This is a genomic window from Carnobacterium sp. CP1 (assembly GCF_001483965.1).
GTDB classification, from domain to species: Bacteria; Bacillota; Bacilli; order Lactobacillales; family Carnobacteriaceae; genus Carnobacterium_A; species Carnobacterium_A antarcticum.
Genome location: NZ_CP010796.1, coordinates 2,319,563 through 2,336,246 on the forward strand (window position 1 = coordinate 2,319,563; position 16,684 = coordinate 2,336,246).

Consider the following 16,684-nt stretch of genomic DNA (forward strand, 5'->3'; position numbering starts at 1 on the left):
TTATAGTTAGATGTATGTTAATTAGTTTTAAATAAAAAAAGACAAAATATCATATAAAGGTATTTTGTCTTTTTGCTGTTATTAATTTAGTTTATTGCATTTCTAATCAAATCCTATATATACTCTTTCACTTTGAATATTACAAGGTACTCCATTGCTATCAACGTATTGATAGCCTGTCAGTTTGATATGATCGGGGGAAAGTTGAACCCCATCTATTTCTAGGACTGGTTCGGCATACTGGTAAAAATCATATCTTATTTGCTTTCTTCCAGATGTAGTTTCTCCTTGGATTGCTTTGTATCTAGGGCTATCCTTAATGATTTTAAAAGCACTTACGATCATGCCGCTTCCTGGGTAGACCCCTAGAATATATTCTATATTGCTTGCTTTATCTAAACTCATTACCCAATTACCTAAAGTTCTTTTTTTCAAGGCTTTGGATTCGGGATTATACATTTCTTCAGCTTTTAAATCTCGATTAGAATCAGATCTATCTTTTGTAGGATTGATTTTTACAAACATAATTTTATGATGACTTAGTTGATTGATATCAACAGGTTTTGGACTAAGTGCATCTTGCAATAGCTCCACTCTTCCAAATGTTTGTAGTGCTTCCTTTTGACTATCAGAACGATGTCCACTCATAATATTGGTCAGTTTTTTAACGTTAAGATTTTGATCATCAATTAGTTTACAAAAATTAATAACCGCATTTTCTACGTGGAAAGCTTCATCTTCACTTAATCCAAAAGTCAAAATATACTTCTCAACTTCCATACCAATTGAGTGAATATTCTTTATTTCATTTAATTTTTTATTTTCCACAAGGTCATTAGAGAAGTCAACTTTTAGATAATCTTGTTCATGAGCAAATACCCTGTTCCTAGTTCCTTTACCAATATAAAAAACTGTATGGTTAATAGGATTAACTAACACATAAATATAATAACCCAGCTGAGTAATCACTTCTTCTGTAAAACGATTCATTCCATTCTTTCCTCCATATCGGCTATAAAATACATGTTAAAAGCTTTGAAAAATATCATTTTAGTGTGTAAAAAAACAGAAAACCTTTTTTGTTATCAACGAATCGTTCTCTAAGAAAGAAAAGTAGTTTGGAGAGTCTCTTTCCATTCTATTTTTCTTTCTTCTGCTTTACCGTTGTTTGCGCCACTAGTGGATAAACACTTTATAACAGTGTAGTGCTCAAAAATAGTTGACTTTACAACTTCTTGATAAGCTTTGTTCCCATTTGCAATGACAAGTTTGATGGAAGCAGTTGAAAGTAATGTATCAAAGTCATTTAATTTCGTTTGTCTAAAGTTACTATCTAAACTCCCCATTCTATCAAAATGACTATAAATATCCCATAAGCCGAGTTTATTTTATAACAGTAGTTCCAACCGTTTTTCATAGTCGATTGGATCAGTAGTGTTTAGGCACTCAGAAATAATTTTCCAAAATTGGTTACCTTTATTTGCATAGTATTGTTGCAATCCTAATGACTTCACACTTGGAGCGCTTCCAAGTATTAAGATTTTGGTACTTTCATCATAGATTGCATCTAAGCCATTCTTCATAATATTTTCTCCTTAATGTTAATTTATTTCTTATTAGAGATATTCTATTATATGTAAAAAATGAAACATTGTCTTTCAATTGTATAGCAAAAATTTGAAAATTCCTAGATTCGCTATCACTGTTGCAATAGCTTTTATTTATCCAGTATTGATTCTAAATTTTACTGAATGTATGCTTCAATCATACTTAAACCTGATGAGTAAAAATATATAGTATAATTGACAGATGTTTAAACTGAAGCTTGAAGGGGCGTAATTAATGAAAGAAAACAATCAGATACGAATGTACGTAAGAATCAAAGAACTAATGATTGATTATATTGTTATTTTACTCTATCTTATTCTCCTGCTCATCGCTAATTTGGCGTTTTATTTTCTTGTGTTAGGAGGAGTACCTGAATTCACAGTCTTTCAATCACAACTGATTGCAACGTTTGAATCAGTTCTTCCTATTGTGCTCATTTTCTCACTGCTCGATTACAAGAAGCCATATGGAACATATGGTAAGAGAAAAGCCAGATTGAAAGTGCAGTATAAAACACCTTCATTTTTTAGAAGCTTAGTTAGAAATGGGATTAAATTTTTGCCGTGGCAACTTGCTCACATCGGTATAATCGATGGTGTATACACTGAATTTACAACGTGGCCTTCGATTGTTTATACAAATGCTGGAACCCTGTTAGCTATGATTCTATTAGGTATGGGGCTTTTCAGAAAAGATAAACGCCATTTAGGAGATCTATTAGCAGGGACTCAAGTAGTTCCATTAAATGACTAAATTAATAGGAGACACATAAGTGAAAAATATGAAGAGAAAGGCTCAAAACATGTCGTCTAAAAAGGAAAAATAAAATTAAAAAATAGTTTGTTGTAGATTCCAGCATAGTAAGGATAAGAAAGACTGGTTTACTTATGTAAGCAGCTAACTATTTTATAACTTGATACCTAATAATAAGAGCTCTATGATAAAATGATATCATGAAATAAAAAGAAAGAAGTGAAACAGTTGAAGAAAATTAATGTTGTAGGCGCTGTTTTGGTAGAAAATGGTAAAATTTTGTGTGCGCAACGAGGAGAAGGCAAGTCGCTAGCATATTTATGGGAATTTCCAGGAGGAAAAATTGAAGTTGGGGAGACACCACAAGAAGCATTGATTCGTGAACTACAAGAAGAATTAATGATTGAAGTGGAAGTACAATCTGAAAAATTTGAAGAAACGAGTTACCAATATGATTTTGGTGTAGTGAATTTAACAACCTTCATTTGTCTGCTAAAAAAAGGAACGCCGCAGTTAACGGAACACATTGCAGTACAATGGCTAAAACCAGCAGAATTAAATAAAGTACAGTGGGCACCAGCAGATATACCAGCAGTTAAAAAGTTAATGGAAATGAACGCAATATTATGACAGATATTTTAGAGCGTTCTTTAAAAAAAGCTTTTATGGATCAAAAAATTGAAGGTTCTTTATATGATCCTCAAGTTATTATCAATGATACGAAAACCAAGCAATACATGCTTAATGTGTTACAAAATGAATTGGACACATGTGAAGAATTCTTTTTTTCTGTGGCCTTCTTAACTCAAGCTGGTCTAGCAGCATTAAAAACACAATTAGCAGATTTACATATTCAAGGGATTAAAGGGAAAATTTTAACTTCTATTTATTTAGCTTTTAATCAGCCGGCTGTTTTTGAAGATTTATTGAAAATACCGAACATAGAAGTACGAATTTCGAAAAAAGAAGGGTTTCATTCTAAAGGTTATCTATTTAAGCAAAAAGGGTATCGTTCTTTTATCATTGGAAGTTCCAATTTAACCATGAGCGCTTTAAAGATTAATTATGAATGGAATGTTCGTCTGACTTCTTATGAGCATGGGCAAATGTTTCAAGACCTTCAGCTGCACATGGAACAAGAGTGGCAAGAAGCTCAGTTGCTAACTCAGGAATGGATTAGCAACTATCAAAAGACTTATCAACCAATGACTTATACTAAAAAAATAAAAAATATTCAAGAACAGTCATTGACTGATGAAGGAATACCCTACATTCTACCGAATAAAATGCAGAAATCGGCATTAAATAACCTAAAAGAATTAAGAGAAACGGGTGCCGAAAAAGGATTAGTTATTTCTGCTACTGGGACAGGGAAAACTTATTTATCGGCTTTTGATGTTTTACAAGCTCAACCAAAACGAGTTTTATTTGTAGTCCATCGAGAGCAAATATTAAATAAGGCAAAGAGTGATTATCAAAAAATTCTTGGTGGGAAGAATGAAGATTATGGTATTCTTTCAGGAACTAAAAAAGAAATACAGGCAAATTATCTTTTCGCAACAATCCAAACTATTTCAAAAGAACCTATCATGCAGCAGTTTGCTAAAGATCATTTTGATTATATCTTGATCGATGAAGTCCATAAAGCTGGAGCTCAATCTTATCATCGAATACTTGACTATTTTCATCCGAAATTTTTATTAGGAATGACAGCAACTCCAGAACGAACAGATGGATTCAATATTTTTGAATTATTTGATTACAATATTGCCTATGAAATCCGTCTTCAAGAAGCACTAGAAGAAGAGATGCTCAGTCCATTTCATTATTTTGGTGTTACCGACTATGAAAAAAATGGAGAACTGATTTCTGAAGCCACAGATTTAAAATACTTGGTTGAAGAAGAGCGGGTCACGTATTTGCTAGAAAAACTTGATTATTATGGTTGCTCTGGAAACATACCTAAAGGATTAGTTTTTTGTAGCCGCAAACAAGAAGCCGAAGCTTTATCTCTATTGTTCATCAAGAAAGGACATCCTAGTTCTTACTTGTCTGGGGATCATTCGCTTGAGGAACGAGAAAAACAAATTGAGCGGCTAGAAAAAGGCGAGATTGAATATATTTTTACGGTGGATATATTTAATGAAGGGATCGATATTCCAAAGATCAATCAAGTAGTGATGCTTCGAAATACAGAATCGAGTATCATTTTCATACAACAATTGGGACGTGGCTTAAGAAAAGACTCCTCAAAAGAATATGTTACAGTTATTGATTTTATTGGGAACTATAAAAATAATTATATGATTCCAATGGCTTTGTCTGGTGATACGTCTAGAGATAAAAATAATTTACGCAAAGATACGTTTGATACAAACTTTATTTCAGGAGTTTCTTCTGTAAACTTTGAAAAAATAGCAAAACAACAAATTTTTTCATCGATCAATAGAGTAGCTATGGATAGCATGAGTGAACTGAAAAAATCTTTTGAGCTGCTTTCTAATCGTCTTGGACGAGTACCTTATCTCAAAGACTTTCAAGAACAACAAACATTGGAACCTGTTTTGATAGCCAATAAGAAAGCGAGTTATTATGACTTTTTAGTAAGCATAAAACAGAATGAAGGGGTCATCTCTGAAACAGAAAACCGCTTTTTAACGATTGCTTCACGAGAGCTTTTACCCGGAATGCGGAAACAAGAACTAATTTTATTGCAAAAAATGATGAGCGAGCCTAAAAAAAGCCTGTCATTGGAAGAAATTTTGCGACTATTTGAGCAGCAGACAATTCCAACAGATAATGAAACGCTAAACTCTGTTTTAAATACCTTGAATTTGACCTTTTATACGGGTGCTATAGCTTCCACCTATAAAGGACAATCTTTTATTGAAAGAATAGGAAATCAAGTCAGTTTATCCCCATTATTTAAAGAAGCGCTAAACAATGACTATTTTATCAACTTAATGGAGGATATTCTCTTAACCGGACAATTGAAATCAGTCAATTATTCTTCTAAAGAACCATTGACACGTTATCAAAAATACAAAAGAAAAGACGTTTTACGTCTATTAAACTGGGACCAACAAATGGTAGATCAAAACGTTGGTGGATATACAGCGAGCAAAGGTGAGTTTGTTATTTTTGTAACGCTAAAAAAAGGTGATAATTTTTCTGGTGCGCAAATGGCTTACGAAGATGAATTACTAGATTATTCGACAATGAAGTGGTTCACAAAAGCTCCAAGAACGATGAAATCTCCTGAAGTGCAAAAATTAATGCACCCTGAAGAATGGACTATACGAGTATTCGCTAAGAAATCAGATAATGAAGGAACAGAATTTTATTATCTAGGTGAAGTAATACCTGTAAAAGATTCTATCATCGAGTTAGAAAAACCCATCCAAGATGGTGGGAAGAAAAAGGTAGTTGAAATGTTTTTGAAGTTTTTAACACCTATTGATGTGAGTCTATATCAGTATTTAGAAGCTGGGCAAGAATAATATCTGGATTAATGAAGATAGAAATTAATCTCTCAAAATATACCTTTAAAAATACACTTCATTACGAAGTGTATTTTTTGTATAATTTCTCCTGGGCAACGTTGATTAAATCATAGATAAGCAAATATAGGGTATCGGATATGAATTATGTTTTATGTAAATCAAAAACAGCCCCAATTATTAGCAGGAGCTGTTTTTAATCTATTACTTTTCTTGAGGTTCTTCAGAAACAGATGAGTTATTAACATCCTTTTTTGTATGGAGCATAAACAAAACTTGTCTAGCTATAGGTTGTGCAATTAGAGCTTCTACTGCAAATGAAATGGCGAAGTTACGAGGCCACTTGTGGAAAAATAATTGAATGGGTTCTAACGAAATATCACGTTGTCCTATCCATGATCCGATAACGGTCATAAAAATAGACATTAATAAGACGTTGCATAAGATGTTGATAGTGATTTGTGAGCGAAAGCTGTCGTTTTTATCTACGATGCTAGCTGACAACTTGTCTGCAGGTGCGTGCACCAACAAGACTAAAATAACCACCGCGATCCAAATAATGGGCAGTATCGCCAATGTTTGTTTCCAAGTTTCCATAGTAAAGCCAATCTCAAAAGCCGTAATCAATGGTGCAATAATAGTGACTGAAAGAATGGAAACAATCCCCATAAATAGGGTGAATTCTTTCTTTGATCTAGGCAAACGTATAAAAAAGTCCAACTGAATTCCTCCATTTTTACGCAAAAAAAAACAGCAAACCCCAAGGAGGTTTGCTGATCAATTATACGCAATTTATTTTTTTGTTTATTTGTAAGTTAATCCTGTCATAAAACAAAAAATATTTCTAAGTGTTTTTTAAAATTATTCTTAATACTAAATAATACACTAAAAACAGAAGATGATTGAGAAAAGACAGTATCCGATACACTAATTAGTGTATCGGATACTGTCTTTTCTATTTGTTTTAAATCCCATTAATACAAGACTCTTAAGCGATACACTATAGTTGGCACGAAAATTGCTTTATATTAGGTGACGGCAAATAATAGGCATTTGAGAAGGAAGGGATTGTGTGGGTATATCACTATCCGCTAAGTAAGAATTAATAATTGGGTAATCGACAGACAAGAAATTACAGTGTGGATCAACCAATTAGATACACTGCGGATGACGGTTAAATGGAAAATTACAAATAAATTAATTAGGAGGTAGAAATATGGTAGGAATTATACTGGCAAGCCATGGCGAATTTGCTGAAGGTATCTTGCAATCCGGCGCAATGATTTTTGGAGAACAAGAAAACGTTAAAGCTATTACTTTAATGCCAAGCGAAGGCCCAGAAGATGTGAAAGCAAAAATGACAGATGCAATTTCTTCTTTTGATGATCAAGATGAAGTATTGTTCTTAGTAGATTTGTGGGGAGGTACTCCGTTCAATCAAGCGAACAGTTTGTATGAAGAACACAAAGACAAATGGGCGATCGTTGCTGGTTTGAATTTGCCAATGGTGATTGAAGCTTATGCATCACGTTTATCAATGGAATCAGCTCAAGAAATTGCTGCACATATCATAGATACGGCAAAAGAAGGTATTCGAATCAAACCTGAAGAGTTAGAGCCTAAAGGACAAGCATCTGCGGCACTTTCTGAAGATGGACAACCTAAAAAACCGCTTGCTCCAAATACAGTAGTTGGGGATGGGCAAATCAAATTTGCTTTAGTACGTGTGGACTCTCGTTTACTGCATGGACAGGTAGCAACAGCATGGACGAAATCGACACTGCCAAACCGCATTATCGTCGTTTCAGATGCAGTAGCTAAAGATGATCTTCGTAAGAGGTTGATCGAACAAGCGACACCACCTGGAGTTAAGGCGAATGTTATTCCAGTCGATAAGATGATTGAAATTTCTAAGGATCCTCGCTTCGGCAATACGAAAGCGTTATTATTATTTGAAGGTCCAGAAGATGTCTTAAGAGCGATTGAAGGCGGCGTAGATATTAAAGAAGTTAACGTTGGTTCATTAGCCCATTCAGTCGGAAAAGTAGTGGTTAGCAATGTGCTTTCTATGGGACAAAATGATGTAGCAGCTTTTGAAAAAATGAAAGAAAAAGGCATCAAATTTGATGTACGTAAAGTACCAAATGATAATCGCGGCAATATGGATGATATCCTTAAAAAGGCAAAAACTGAATTAGCACGCGCAAAATGAAAAAAATAAAGTAAATAGGAGGGCTATTATGTCTGTTATATCAATTATTTTAGTAATACTTGTTGCTTTTCTAGCTGGGATGGAAGGAATCTTAGATGAATTTCAATTCCATCAACCATTAGTGGCATGTACATTAATCGGCTTAGTAACCGGTAATTTGACAGCAGGTATCGTTCTTGGCGGTACACTTCAAATGATCGCGCTTGGTTGGGCAAATATCGGAGCAGCGGTAGCGCCAGATGCTGCATTAGCATCAGTTGCATCAGCAATTATTTTAGTATTAGGTGGACAAGGTATTGCCGGTGTTCCATCAGCAATCGCAATTGCGGTTCCACTTGCAGTAGCAGGACTTTTCTTAACAATGGTTGTTCGTACACTTGCTGTACCTATCGTACACTTGATGGATAAAGCAGCTGAAGAAGGTAATTTTAGAAGAATCGAACTATTGCATCTATCTGCAGTAGCTATGCAAGGGGTTCGTATTGCAATTCCTGCAGGAGCACTTTTATTCATCCCGGCACAAACCGTTCAATCATTCTTAGAATCAATGCCAGCATGGTTAACAGATGGTATGGCTATTGGTGGCGGAATGGTCGTTGCGGTTGGTTATGCATTAGTTATCAACATGATGGCAACAAAAGAAGTATGGCCATTCTTCATTATTGGTTTCGTAGTAGCTGCAATTTCTCAATTGACCCTTATCGCTCTTGGAGCTTTGGGTGTAGCTTTAGCCCTTATTTACTTGAACCTTTCTAAAATGGGAGGCTCTTCTAATGGTGGCGGAGGAAGCAACTCTGGCGACCCGCTTGGCGATATCTTGAACGATTATTAATCCTGAAGGAGGAGAAGAGAAATGGCAGAAAAAATTCAATTAACAAAAAAAGATCGCTTAGCCGTTGCATGGCGTTCTACGTTTATCCAAGGTTCTTGGAACTATGAACGGATGCAAAATGGTGGTTGGGCTTACTCAATGATTCCAGCAATCAAAAAATTATACACATCAAAAGAAGATCGTGCAGCAGCATTAAAACGGCACTTGGAATTCTTTAATACTCACCCGTATATTGCTTCCCCAATTTTAGGAGTTACTTTAGCACTTGAAGAAGAACGTGCAAATGGTTCTCCAGTTGATGATGTAGCGATTCAAGGGGTTAAAGTTGGGATGATGGGTCCTTTAGCTGGTGTTGGTGACCCAGTCTTCTGGTTTACTGTACGTCCGATGTTAGGTGCTTTAGGAGCATCACTAGCAATGGGTGGAAATATCCTTGGACCAATTATTTTCTTCGTAGCTTGGAACTTGATTCGTTGGGGCTTTATGTGGTATACGCAAGAATTTGGTTATAAAGCCGGTTCTAAAATCACTGATGACCTTTCAGGAGGCTTGTTGCAAGATATCACAAAAGGTGCCTCCATTCTGGGAATGTTCGTACTGGCCGCGCTGGTACAGCGATGGGTATCGATCAGTTTCCTACCCGTTGTCTCCAGAGTTCAGTTAGACGAAGGAGCCTATATTGAATGGGATAAACTTCCTAATGGTGGTGAAGGTATTCGTCAAGCCTTTGAACAAGTAAACTCAGGATTGGCGCTTTCACCAACGAAAGTAACGACCTTACAAAATAACTTAGATGAATTAATTCCAGGTTTGGCTGCATTGCTTTTAACATTAGGGTGTATGTGGCTGCTTAAGAAAAATGTTAGCCCAATCGTTATTATCCTAGGCTTATTCGTAGTTGGAATAGGCGGACATGTAATCGGACTATTATAATCAAAGGTGTAAAAAAATCCGTTTGAAATGTCTGAACCAATAATAGTTCACACAATAAAAAGTGGCTGGGGTTTATCACCTCAGCCGCTTTTTGTATTGGCTTAATCGCTTCAAGCAACGTATAATGAATGAAACAAGTTAAATGAAATGGAGCGGATAGAATGGTTGAATCAATTAATACAAAGGTAGATTTGGTAATAGATGCCACCGCTTTTACGGGACTAACGGATTATGGGAAAATCATGATCGGTGATAAAGGCTTTGAATTTTATCATTCTCGTGATAAACGTAAATTTATTCAAATTCCGTGGGAGGAAGTAGAACAAGTCATTGCCTCTGTAATGTTTAAGGGGAAATGGATTCCGCGTTATGCAATTGAAACGAAGAAGTCAGGAACGTTTACCTTTTCTTCTAAGAAGCCGAAGAAAGTTCTTCGAGCTATACGGGAATATGTAGAGCCTGACCATATGGTACAATCTCTAAGTTTCTTTGATGTCCTGAAACGTGCCTTTAAGTCGATAGGGAAAAAGAAACCAAAAACGAGTAAAAAGAAGTAAGGGAGTACTAGTTTAACTATTGCTTCTTGAGTGATACAAAAAAGCCTAGAACTATTGAGTTCTAAGCTTTTTTGTATCAAAATAATTGTAGATTTAAGTGTGCATATCGTCTCCTAAAGTTAGTGTTTATCCAAGTTAGAAAATTCCCCAGGTTCTTCTTATCAATTAGGGGAGCTTTATTCAGCTTTGACTTCAAAGGTTTCTGTGTAGCCATCTTCATCTCGAATAGTAAAATAGAGGGTATCATCTTTTTCAGGAAACGGATCATAAAGAGATAATGTGAATTCACCAGTGTCATTTGATCCAGTCGAAGCCAGTCCGCTTTGATTTTTTCCGCCAATAGCAATGTGAGCATTAGGCACGGTTTTTCCATAAAAGTCTGTTGAGTCACCATTTCCTCCAGGCTCGCCTTTGTCTTTACCGATTGCAGGAAATTCTGTTTGGTCATGCATACGATCAATCGCTTTTTGAGCTTCTTCGGAGATTTCTTGTACTTGTTTTTCTACAGTGACAATGAACCCATTCATAGGAATAAAGAACGTAATGTGCTGACCAGCCTCAGGATATTCTTCAAATTGTGTTTGAAAATAAGTAGAATTGCTGCCGCTGCCTTTTGGTGTGGATAACGTATAGAATCTATCATTCATCTGGTATGCAAGACCTCTTGCATATCCACCAAAGGGGCTATTGTAAATAAGTGTGGTTGGATAAATAACATTTAATTCTAAAGATTCAGAAAGGTCACTTTTTACGCTTTTTGGTGCATTATGAGCTTCAATCACTTCCATGCCATTTTCAGCAGCGTGAATAGGCAAATGAAAAACATCTTCTCGATGAGTTCCTGGAACAGCTATCGTTAAAAGAATTTCATCATGTGATTCGAGATCCCACTCATCAAAGACAACTGTAAAATAGCCTTCTTCATTCACTTCTAAATCTATTCTATCGTCGGAATACCCTTCATCTCCCTCAAATTGCATGAAAGCATTATTGTCTGGGTGGATTCGGCCGTTATAGATAAAGGTGTTTTGGTGAATGCCTCTCAATTCAATATTTTCTAAAGCGCGTTTTTCAACAAGTTCAGGATTTTCAGCTAATGAACGCACGTATTCATGCATTTCTTTTTCATCAAGTTCATTTTCTGTTTGTGAATCACTCTCACTCATACCATTTGCAGCTTCATCATTGTTTTTTTCGTGTTCTGTCGTATCTTCATTTTGTAGGCTTTGGTTAGGCTGACTAGATTGTGTCGAGTCTTCTATTACTTCTTTTTCACTATTATTATCTTCATTGTTTCCACAGCCAAATAATAAAAGCGCAGATGTACTAAGAAACATTATTTTTGCTGTAAGGCTATTTTTCATGAGGAATCCTTCCTTTCGAATAGGTGTAACTTAATCCTAACAAGAATAGTTCTGGGTATAAATTGAAAGGGCTTAGAAAAATACTTGTTCAGCAGTAAATTAATAGAGTAAGAGCTGTTCCGGAGATCAGCTGAAGCAGAAGTCCCTGTATAACAGCAAGCAAATTGTGATGAAGAAACTAGTGGAAATGATAGAATTAAAGAATGAAGAGTAAGTTCTTAATTGGAGTTGAAATTGTTTCGTTTGAAGAATGGAGGAGGAAAGATGAATTTCAATAGAACTTTTGGAAAGAAAAAGAAAAGCTTGTTAGTAGGACTGGCTGTAGGGTTAAGCATAAGTTTAGTTGGTTGTTCAGGAGAGGATACCAATCTAAAAGAAAGCACTAATAGTTACGATTCAGAAGAACAAGTAACTACTTCCGAAAAAATAGAAGTAGCGGAAAGTGCCAATTCTATTGACGAAGAAACAAAAGTGAGTGAAAAAGAGGATAAAATTACTGAAAATGATCAGCCGATAGATGTAGTTAAAAAATATTCTTCTGAAGAGGCTAGTACAAAAACAGCAACTTTTTTAGAATGGACTGCACCCAGAGCTGAGACAGGTAATATGGCCGTATCTGATTTCTTTTTTAACCATGGTGCCGCTGGCAAAGGCGATTGGTATGCGTTAACAGAAGATGGAGAAATTCAGGTCCAAGAAACAATTCCTGACGAAAATTTGCCAGGGTATGATGCTTTCGACATCCATGCTCTCGGAGGAGTAGTATTTTATACGTCACTGTCAGGTATCACAGGGTATGATGAAACCCCGGAAACACAGGCCACGGCAGTTGGGTTCCATGAAATCGCAGACCCTGATTTTTCTATGCACAAATATTTATTAGGGGATAACGGGGTAGTGTATGAATTAATTGGAACAGTGGAAGAGATAGGGAGTTTTAGCGCGGGCTATGATGAATATGCTGATGATGGATTAACTAAGCCTGGGGCAGAAGCAGTTGAAAATTTTGTGTTTAAGGTCTCAGAAGATAAAGCGGCACAAGAAGAATGGGTGCGCATATTGACAGAACAGCAGCAAATAAACTAAAATCGAAAAACCACTTAATAGTTCTGTATTTTCATCTGCTAATCAAGAGAATGCTGTTAGGAGAGAGAATCTGCTGGTTTATTTAAAGCAAATGGATAAAATCAAACCTAAACTGATACTTGTTGGAGAAGCACCAGGGTATAGAGGTAGCCGACTTACCGGAGTTCCTTTTACCAGTGAACATTTGCTGATGAATAACGTGAAGGGGTTAGAACTATTTGGCAAGGAAAACGGTTATAAACTGCCTTCGGAAAAAGACAAGCTGTTAAAAGAAGCAACGGCTACCATTATATGGAATACACTTTTAGAACAGGATATTGTCTCATTAGGATGGAATGCTTTTCCTTTTCACCCTCATAAAAAAGACAACGGCAAAAGCAATCGGATGCCAACAAAGAAAGAACTTTTGATGGGAGAAATGTTTCTTATTCAAATGATTGAAATGTTTCAGATTGAAAAGGTTGTTGCGGTAGGCAATAAAGCGGAAGAAAGCCTTCATCAGCTGGGAATAGAGTGTCTGAAAGTAAGACATCCTGCTCAAGGCGGAAAAAATGCATTTGTTCAAGGAATAAAGCGAATCAAATAAGAATGAACTAACGAATACAACAGTTGAATAATCTTGAATAGGAAGAGTGTCTTCTATCGTGTTGTAGGAATAATTTAGTTGTTCTAGGAATCAGTATTTATAATCGATATAATAAGAGCAACTATTTTTTTAGAGGAGTGATTTATATGACGAATGAACAAAAAGATAGACCGACAACGCAGTATCTTTTACCACATGGCTGGACAATTAATTTGTCTGACAAAGCTGACTTGCTTCAAAATAACGATGGTAAAGTTGCAATCATTCTTAAGTCAAAAAACTTTGGAGATGTCTCGCCTGTTGTATTTGATGTATTGGAGAACAGTATTCATGTGCAGTCCTTGCCGCATTTCGCAGAACGAGTATCTTTCACATTAGATAAAGAAATTGAATTGGTGTTTAATTCTTTTGTTTACGAACAAGGATAAATAAAGCTCACTGTTTATTTTTAAGAAGTTCAGTTTTAGAAAAGAAAAGTAACAAAAAAGGCTCATTTGACGAGCTTTTTTGTTACTACTCTTCTTTCTTGCTGTAAATTTCATAAGCAAAATATCCGCCTAATAAGCCGATTCCAGCTCCTAAACTAAGTGTAGATAATAAAGAAATGGGAAAAAATGAGCTTGAAATCATACCAATAATACAACCAAGAAGCATGCCTAGTGGTATCAAACTATTTAGTAAATCTTGAGCGCCTTTGGTTTTTTTCTTACCCAAGGTACCATGATCGTGCTTTTGTTTAAGTTTTGTAACTACAAATATCCCGATTACCCCTACTATTATCATAGGGAGTAAAATAAGTGCAATTTCTATTACTGAGCTCATACTCAAATCTCCTTCATTTTTTAATCTGAATTGATTCTACCATACTTAATTAATACAGCTAACCAACTGCTTCAAAAAATTAAATCACTATTGACATTAGTTTTGTTTCACTATACTCTTACAGTACAAAAGTAAATAAGTCTTCAGGGCAGGGTGCAAGTCCCTACCGGTGGTAAAGCCCACGAGCCGCAAGGCAGATTCGGTTAGATTCCGAAGCCGACAGTATAGTCTGGATAAAGCGAAGACAAACTAATTGCTGAACAATGAAGATGATTGAAGTCTTATTTGAGATGGATGGAAATCGTGAGTTTATGATGCAGCTATTAAACCGTCTTATTTAACGATAAGCCAAGCCCTGGATGTAAATCTTGGGCTTTTTTGTATAGTGTTTGAAAAATTAAATAGTCTTCAGGGCAGGGCGAAAGTCCCTACCGGTGGTAAAGCCCACGAGCCGCGAGGCAGATTCGGTTAGATTCCGAAGCCGACAGTTATAGTCTGGATAAAAGAAGACATCAGTTTTAAAGAACAAAAGCAACCGTGTACATAGTATGCGGATTTATTTGTGGTGTCTTTATAAACAAAAATGACGAAAGCCCTGAGAAGAAATTCTTAGGGCTTTTTATTTGGGAAGGGGTGAGAGGATTGGATGAAGAATATATGCAGCTTGCATTGAATTTAGCCAAGAAAGGCAAAGGATGGACGTCGCCGAATCCTTTAGTGGGTGCTGTGGTTGTTAAAGATGGAAGAGTGATTGGTCAGGGATATCATGAAACATACGGGCAGCCTCATGCGGAAGTAAATGCGGTTGCATCAGCAAAAGAAGATGTGGCAGGAGCAACGTTGTATGTCACGCTAGAGCCTTGTTCGCATTTGGGAAGAACGCCTCCTTGCTCAGACTTGTTGATAGAGAAAAAGATTCAACGAGTCGTGGTTGGGACGTTCGATCCGAATCCATTAGTGGCTGGAAAAGGGATTGAAAGGATTCGTAATGCTGGAGTTGAAGTGGACGTAGGTGTCTTGGAAAAAGAATGCCAACTATTGAATGAAGTGTTTATGAAATACATTATCACTAAAGAACCTTTTGTTGTGATGAAAACGGCGATGTCACTAGACGGAAAAATAGCGACAGTGACGGGTGAATCTCAATGGATCTCTGGAGAAGCTTCCAGGCAGCAGGTACATAATTTGCGTCATGAATTGTCTGGGATCATGGTCGGGGTCGAAACGGTTATCAGAGACGATCCGAAGCTAACTGCCAGAGGGCCAAATAGCAAAAATCCCATTAGAATTGTGGTGGATAGTCAGCTCAGAATTCCGCTGGCGTCAACGGTATTGACTCAGCAGGATACAGCTAAAACAATCGTAGCGGCTACTGAAAGAGCCGATAGCGAAAGAGTAAAAACGTTAAAGCAAATGGGCGTTGAAGTCATTGTGACTAAAGAGAAGTCTGGGAGAGTTGATTTGCGGGAATTAATGAAAACACTAGGTGCCATGGGAATCGACAGTGTTTTGCTGGAAGGCGGTGCGGCATTGAATTTTTCAGCCTTGGAAGAAGGCATTGTGGATAAAATGCAGGTTTATATTGCGCCAAAAATCATCGGAGGAAAGCATGCTAAAACAGCTGTTGAAGGGGCAGGCGTTGCAGATTTGAAAGAGGCTTTTCAACTGAATCGGATGACAGCTGGGATGGTTGGAGAGGATCTAGTTGTAGAAGGCTATCTGGATAAATAAAGAGAAGCAATCGATTGGAGGAAGTCTCATGTTTACTGGAATTATTGAAGAAGTGGGAACCGTTAAGTCGATCCAAAGCGGAAAAAGTTCTTCAGTTCTCAGAATAAAAGGGCAAAAAGTAGTGCAAGGAACGCGTATTGGGGACAGTATCGCAACAAACGGTATTTGTTTGACTGTGACGAAGATAGAAAACGATTCTTTTGAAGCAGATGTTATGTCTGAATCATTAAAAAGGACGAATATCGGAACATTGATTCCCGGAAGTTTCGTCAATCTAGAACGGGCACTGAGTTTGGAAACTCGGCTTGGCGGACATATCGTTAGCGGCCACATCGATGGAACTGGACAGATCAGCGAATTTAAACGCGACGATAATGCTGTTTGGCTCACAATTGAAACTGATCCTGGGATATTACGGTACATTATTGAAAAAGGCTCCATTGCTATTGATGGTGTAAGTTTGACTGTCGCGGCGGTGGATGATCAATCTTTTCAAGTTTCTATTATCCCACATACAGGAGAGGAAACGGTGTTGCTGTGTAAGCAACCGGGGGATACTGTAAACCTGGAATGCGACATGATTGGAAAGTATGTCGAGAAATTATTAGGACTGAATTCGAAAAAACAACCTCAAGAGAGCAGTCGAATAACGCAAGATTATTTGCAGGAAAACGGGTTCTTTTAGAACAGATAGGAGCAA

17 protein-coding genes and 2 riboswitches are annotated in these 16,684 nt (G+C 36.6%); of the genes, 12 read left to right on the plus strand and 5 right to left on the minus strand.

Annotated features, from left to right (window positions below; translation table 11 throughout):
• Positions 1 to 102: 102 nt before the first annotated feature.
• Both NY10_RS10940 and NY10_RS12840 read right to left on the minus strand, forming a co-directional pair.
• Positions 103 to 990 carry a GIY-YIG nuclease family protein gene (locus NY10_RS10940; RefSeq protein ID WP_058919984.1) on the minus strand — a complete coding sequence of 296 codons (888 nt, stop codon included), beginning with the start codon at positions 988 to 990 and terminating at the stop codon, positions 103 to 105.
• Between the two features lie 398 nt (positions 991 to 1,388).
• On the minus strand, positions 1,389 to 1,583 hold the full coding sequence (locus tag NY10_RS12840) for a uracil-DNA glycosylase family protein (protein WP_231726739.1): 195 nt from the start codon (positions 1,581 to 1,583) through the stop codon (positions 1,389 to 1,391).
• 259 nt (positions 1,584 to 1,842) lie between these two features.
• Between NY10_RS12840 and NY10_RS10950 the strand changes: the two genes are divergently transcribed.
• The 3 genes from NY10_RS10950 to NY10_RS10960 all read left to right on the plus strand — a co-directional run bounded on the left by NY10_RS10950 (position 1,843) and on the right by NY10_RS10960 (position 5,861).
• Positions 1,843 to 2,361, plus strand: coding sequence for an RDD family protein (locus tag NY10_RS10950; RefSeq protein WP_058919985.1), 519 nt, complete (start codon positions 1,843 to 1,845; stop codon positions 2,359 to 2,361).
• A gap of 228 nt (positions 2,362 to 2,589) precedes the next feature.
• Complete coding sequence (locus tag NY10_RS10955) at positions 2,590 to 2,991, plus strand: (deoxy)nucleoside triphosphate pyrophosphohydrolase (protein ID WP_058919986.1); 402 nt, start codon at positions 2,590 to 2,592, stop codon at positions 2,989 to 2,991.
• Complete coding sequence (locus NY10_RS10960; protein ID WP_058919987.1) at positions 2,988 to 5,861, plus strand: DEAD/DEAH box helicase; 2,874 nt, start codon at positions 2,988 to 2,990, stop codon at positions 5,859 to 5,861. Before NY10_RS10955 ends, NY10_RS10960 begins: the two co-directional genes overlap by 4 nt.
• A 204-nt stretch (positions 5,862 to 6,065) precedes the next feature.
• Here the strand turns inward: NY10_RS10960 and NY10_RS10965 are convergent, their stop codons facing one another.
• Positions 6,066 to 6,581 carry a DUF2798 domain-containing protein gene (locus NY10_RS10965; protein ID WP_058919988.1) on the minus strand — a complete coding sequence of 172 codons (516 nt, stop codon included), beginning with the start codon at positions 6,579 to 6,581 and terminating at the stop codon, positions 6,066 to 6,068.
• Positions 6,582 to 7,077: 496 nt separating this feature from the next.
• Here NY10_RS10965 and NY10_RS10970 point away from each other — a divergent pair, with 496 nt between their 5' ends.
• From NY10_RS10970 to NY10_RS10985, 4 genes are all read left to right on the plus strand, one after another.
• Positions 7,078 to 8,073, plus strand: coding sequence for a mannose/fructose/sorbose PTS transporter subunit IIA (locus NY10_RS10970; protein WP_058919989.1), 996 nt, complete (start codon positions 7,078 to 7,080; stop codon positions 8,071 to 8,073).
• Positions 8,074 to 8,101: 28 nt separating this feature from the next.
• Entirely contained in the window at positions 8,102 to 8,905 is an 804-nt protein-coding gene (locus tag NY10_RS10975; protein WP_058919990.1) for a PTS mannose/fructose/sorbose transporter subunit IIC, read from the plus strand.
• A 21-nt stretch (positions 8,906 to 8,926) separates the two neighbouring features.
• Positions 8,927 to 9,838 carry a PTS system mannose/fructose/sorbose family transporter subunit IID gene (locus NY10_RS10980; protein ID WP_058919991.1) on the plus strand — a complete coding sequence of 304 codons (912 nt, stop codon included), beginning with the start codon at positions 8,927 to 8,929 and terminating at the stop codon, positions 9,836 to 9,838.
• Between the two features lie 161 nt (positions 9,839 to 9,999).
• A complete protein-coding gene (locus NY10_RS10985) occupies positions 10,000 to 10,395 on the plus strand; it encodes a DUF956 family protein (protein WP_058919992.1) in 396 nt (131 codons plus the stop codon).
• A 176-nt stretch (positions 10,396 to 10,571) separates the two neighbouring features.
• Here the strand turns inward: NY10_RS10985 and NY10_RS10990 are convergent, their stop codons facing one another.
• The gene (locus NY10_RS10990; RefSeq protein ID WP_058919993.1) at positions 10,572 to 11,759 is read right to left on the minus strand and encodes a hypothetical protein; all 1,188 of its coding nucleotides are present in this window, start codon (positions 11,757 to 11,759) and stop codon (positions 10,572 to 10,574) included.
• Positions 11,760 to 12,023: 264 nt separating this feature from the next.
• Here NY10_RS10990 and NY10_RS10995 point away from each other — a divergent pair, with 264 nt between their 5' ends.
• From NY10_RS10995 to NY10_RS11005, 3 genes are all read left to right on the plus strand, one after another.
• Positions 12,024 to 12,845, plus strand: a complete 822-nt coding sequence (locus NY10_RS10995) for a hypothetical protein (protein WP_058919994.1) — start codon at positions 12,024 to 12,026, stop codon at positions 12,843 to 12,845.
• Positions 12,846 to 12,936: 91 nt separating this feature from the next.
• Positions 12,937 to 13,431, plus strand: coding sequence for a uracil-DNA glycosylase (locus NY10_RS11000; RefSeq protein ID WP_082664239.1), 495 nt, complete (start codon positions 12,937 to 12,939; stop codon positions 13,429 to 13,431).
• Between the two features lie 146 nt (positions 13,432 to 13,577).
• Positions 13,578 to 13,859 (plus strand): hypothetical protein, encoded by a 282-nt coding sequence (locus NY10_RS11005; RefSeq protein WP_058919996.1) that lies wholly within the window; start codon positions 13,578 to 13,580, stop codon positions 13,857 to 13,859.
• An 85-nt stretch (positions 13,860 to 13,944) separates the two neighbouring features.
• Here the strand turns inward: NY10_RS11005 and NY10_RS11010 are convergent, their stop codons facing one another.
• On the minus strand, positions 13,945 to 14,253 hold the full coding sequence (locus NY10_RS11010; protein WP_156413294.1) for a hypothetical protein: 309 nt from the start codon (positions 14,251 to 14,253) through the stop codon (positions 13,945 to 13,947).
• Between the two features lie 135 nt (positions 14,254 to 14,388).
• Positions 14,389 to 14,503: riboswitch (FMN riboswitch) on the plus strand.
• A gap of 150 nt (positions 14,504 to 14,653) precedes the next feature.
• A riboswitch (FMN riboswitch) is annotated at positions 14,654 to 14,768 on the plus strand.
• A 142-nt stretch (positions 14,769 to 14,910) separates the two neighbouring features.
• Here NY10_RS11010 and ribD point away from each other — a divergent pair.
• Together ribD and NY10_RS11020 are read left to right on the plus strand one after the other, a co-directional pair.
• Positions 14,911 to 15,984 (plus strand): bifunctional diaminohydroxyphosphoribosylaminopyrimidine deaminase/5-amino-6-(5-phosphoribosylamino)uracil reductase RibD, encoded by a 1,074-nt coding sequence (gene ribD, locus NY10_RS11015; protein ID WP_197409017.1) that lies wholly within the window; start codon positions 14,911 to 14,913, stop codon positions 15,982 to 15,984.
• A 28-nt stretch (positions 15,985 to 16,012) separates the two neighbouring features.
• Positions 16,013 to 16,669, plus strand: coding sequence for a riboflavin synthase (locus NY10_RS11020; RefSeq protein ID WP_058919998.1), 657 nt, complete (start codon positions 16,013 to 16,015; stop codon positions 16,667 to 16,669).
• The last annotated feature ends 15 nt before the right edge of the window (positions 16,670 to 16,684 follow it).

Bases quoted from the DNA above. Each gene is read 5' to 3' on its own strand.
- NY10_RS11010 (WP_156413294.1), bottom strand. From the start codon at position 14,253: ATGAGCTCAGTAATAGAAATTGCACTTATTTTACTCCCTATGATAATA.
- NY10_RS10990 (WP_058919993.1), bottom strand. From the start codon at position 11,759: ATGAAAAATAGCCTTACAGCAAAAATAATGTTTCTTAGTACATCTGCG.
- NY10_RS10970 (WP_058919989.1), top strand. From the start codon at position 7,078: ATGGTAGGAATTATACTGGCAAGCCATGGCGAATTTGCTGAAGGTATC.
- NY10_RS11000 (WP_082664239.1), top strand. From the start codon at position 12,937: ATGGATAAAATCAAACCTAAACTGATACTTGTTGGAGAAGCACCAGGG.
- NY10_RS10960 (WP_058919987.1), top strand. From the start codon at position 2,988: ATGACAGATATTTTAGAGCGTTCTTTAAAAAAAGCTTTTATGGATCAA.
- ribD (WP_197409017.1), top strand. From the start codon at position 14,911: ATGCAGCTTGCATTGAATTTAGCCAAGAAAGGCAAAGGATGGACGTCG.
- NY10_RS12840 (WP_231726739.1), bottom strand. From the start codon at position 1,583: ATGAAGAATGGCTTAGATGCAATCTATGATGAAAGTACCAAAATCTTA.
- NY10_RS10975 (WP_058919990.1), top strand. From the start codon at position 8,102: ATGTCTGTTATATCAATTATTTTAGTAATACTTGTTGCTTTTCTAGCT.
- NY10_RS10940 (WP_058919984.1), bottom strand. From the start codon at position 990: ATGAATCGTTTTACAGAAGAAGTGATTACTCAGCTGGGTTATTATATT.
- NY10_RS10950 (WP_058919985.1), top strand. From the start codon at position 1,843: ATGAAAGAAAACAATCAGATACGAATGTACGTAAGAATCAAAGAACTA.
- NY10_RS10980 (WP_058919991.1), top strand. From the start codon at position 8,927: ATGGCAGAAAAAATTCAATTAACAAAAAAAGATCGCTTAGCCGTTGCA.
- NY10_RS11020 (WP_058919998.1), top strand. From the start codon at position 16,013: ATGTTTACTGGAATTATTGAAGAAGTGGGAACCGTTAAGTCGATCCAA.
- NY10_RS11005 (WP_058919996.1), top strand. From the start codon at position 13,578: ATGACGAATGAACAAAAAGATAGACCGACAACGCAGTATCTTTTACCA.
- NY10_RS10995 (WP_058919994.1), top strand. From the start codon at position 12,024: ATGAATTTCAATAGAACTTTTGGAAAGAAAAAGAAAAGCTTGTTAGTA.
- NY10_RS10985 (WP_058919992.1), top strand. From the start codon at position 10,000: ATGGTTGAATCAATTAATACAAAGGTAGATTTGGTAATAGATGCCACC.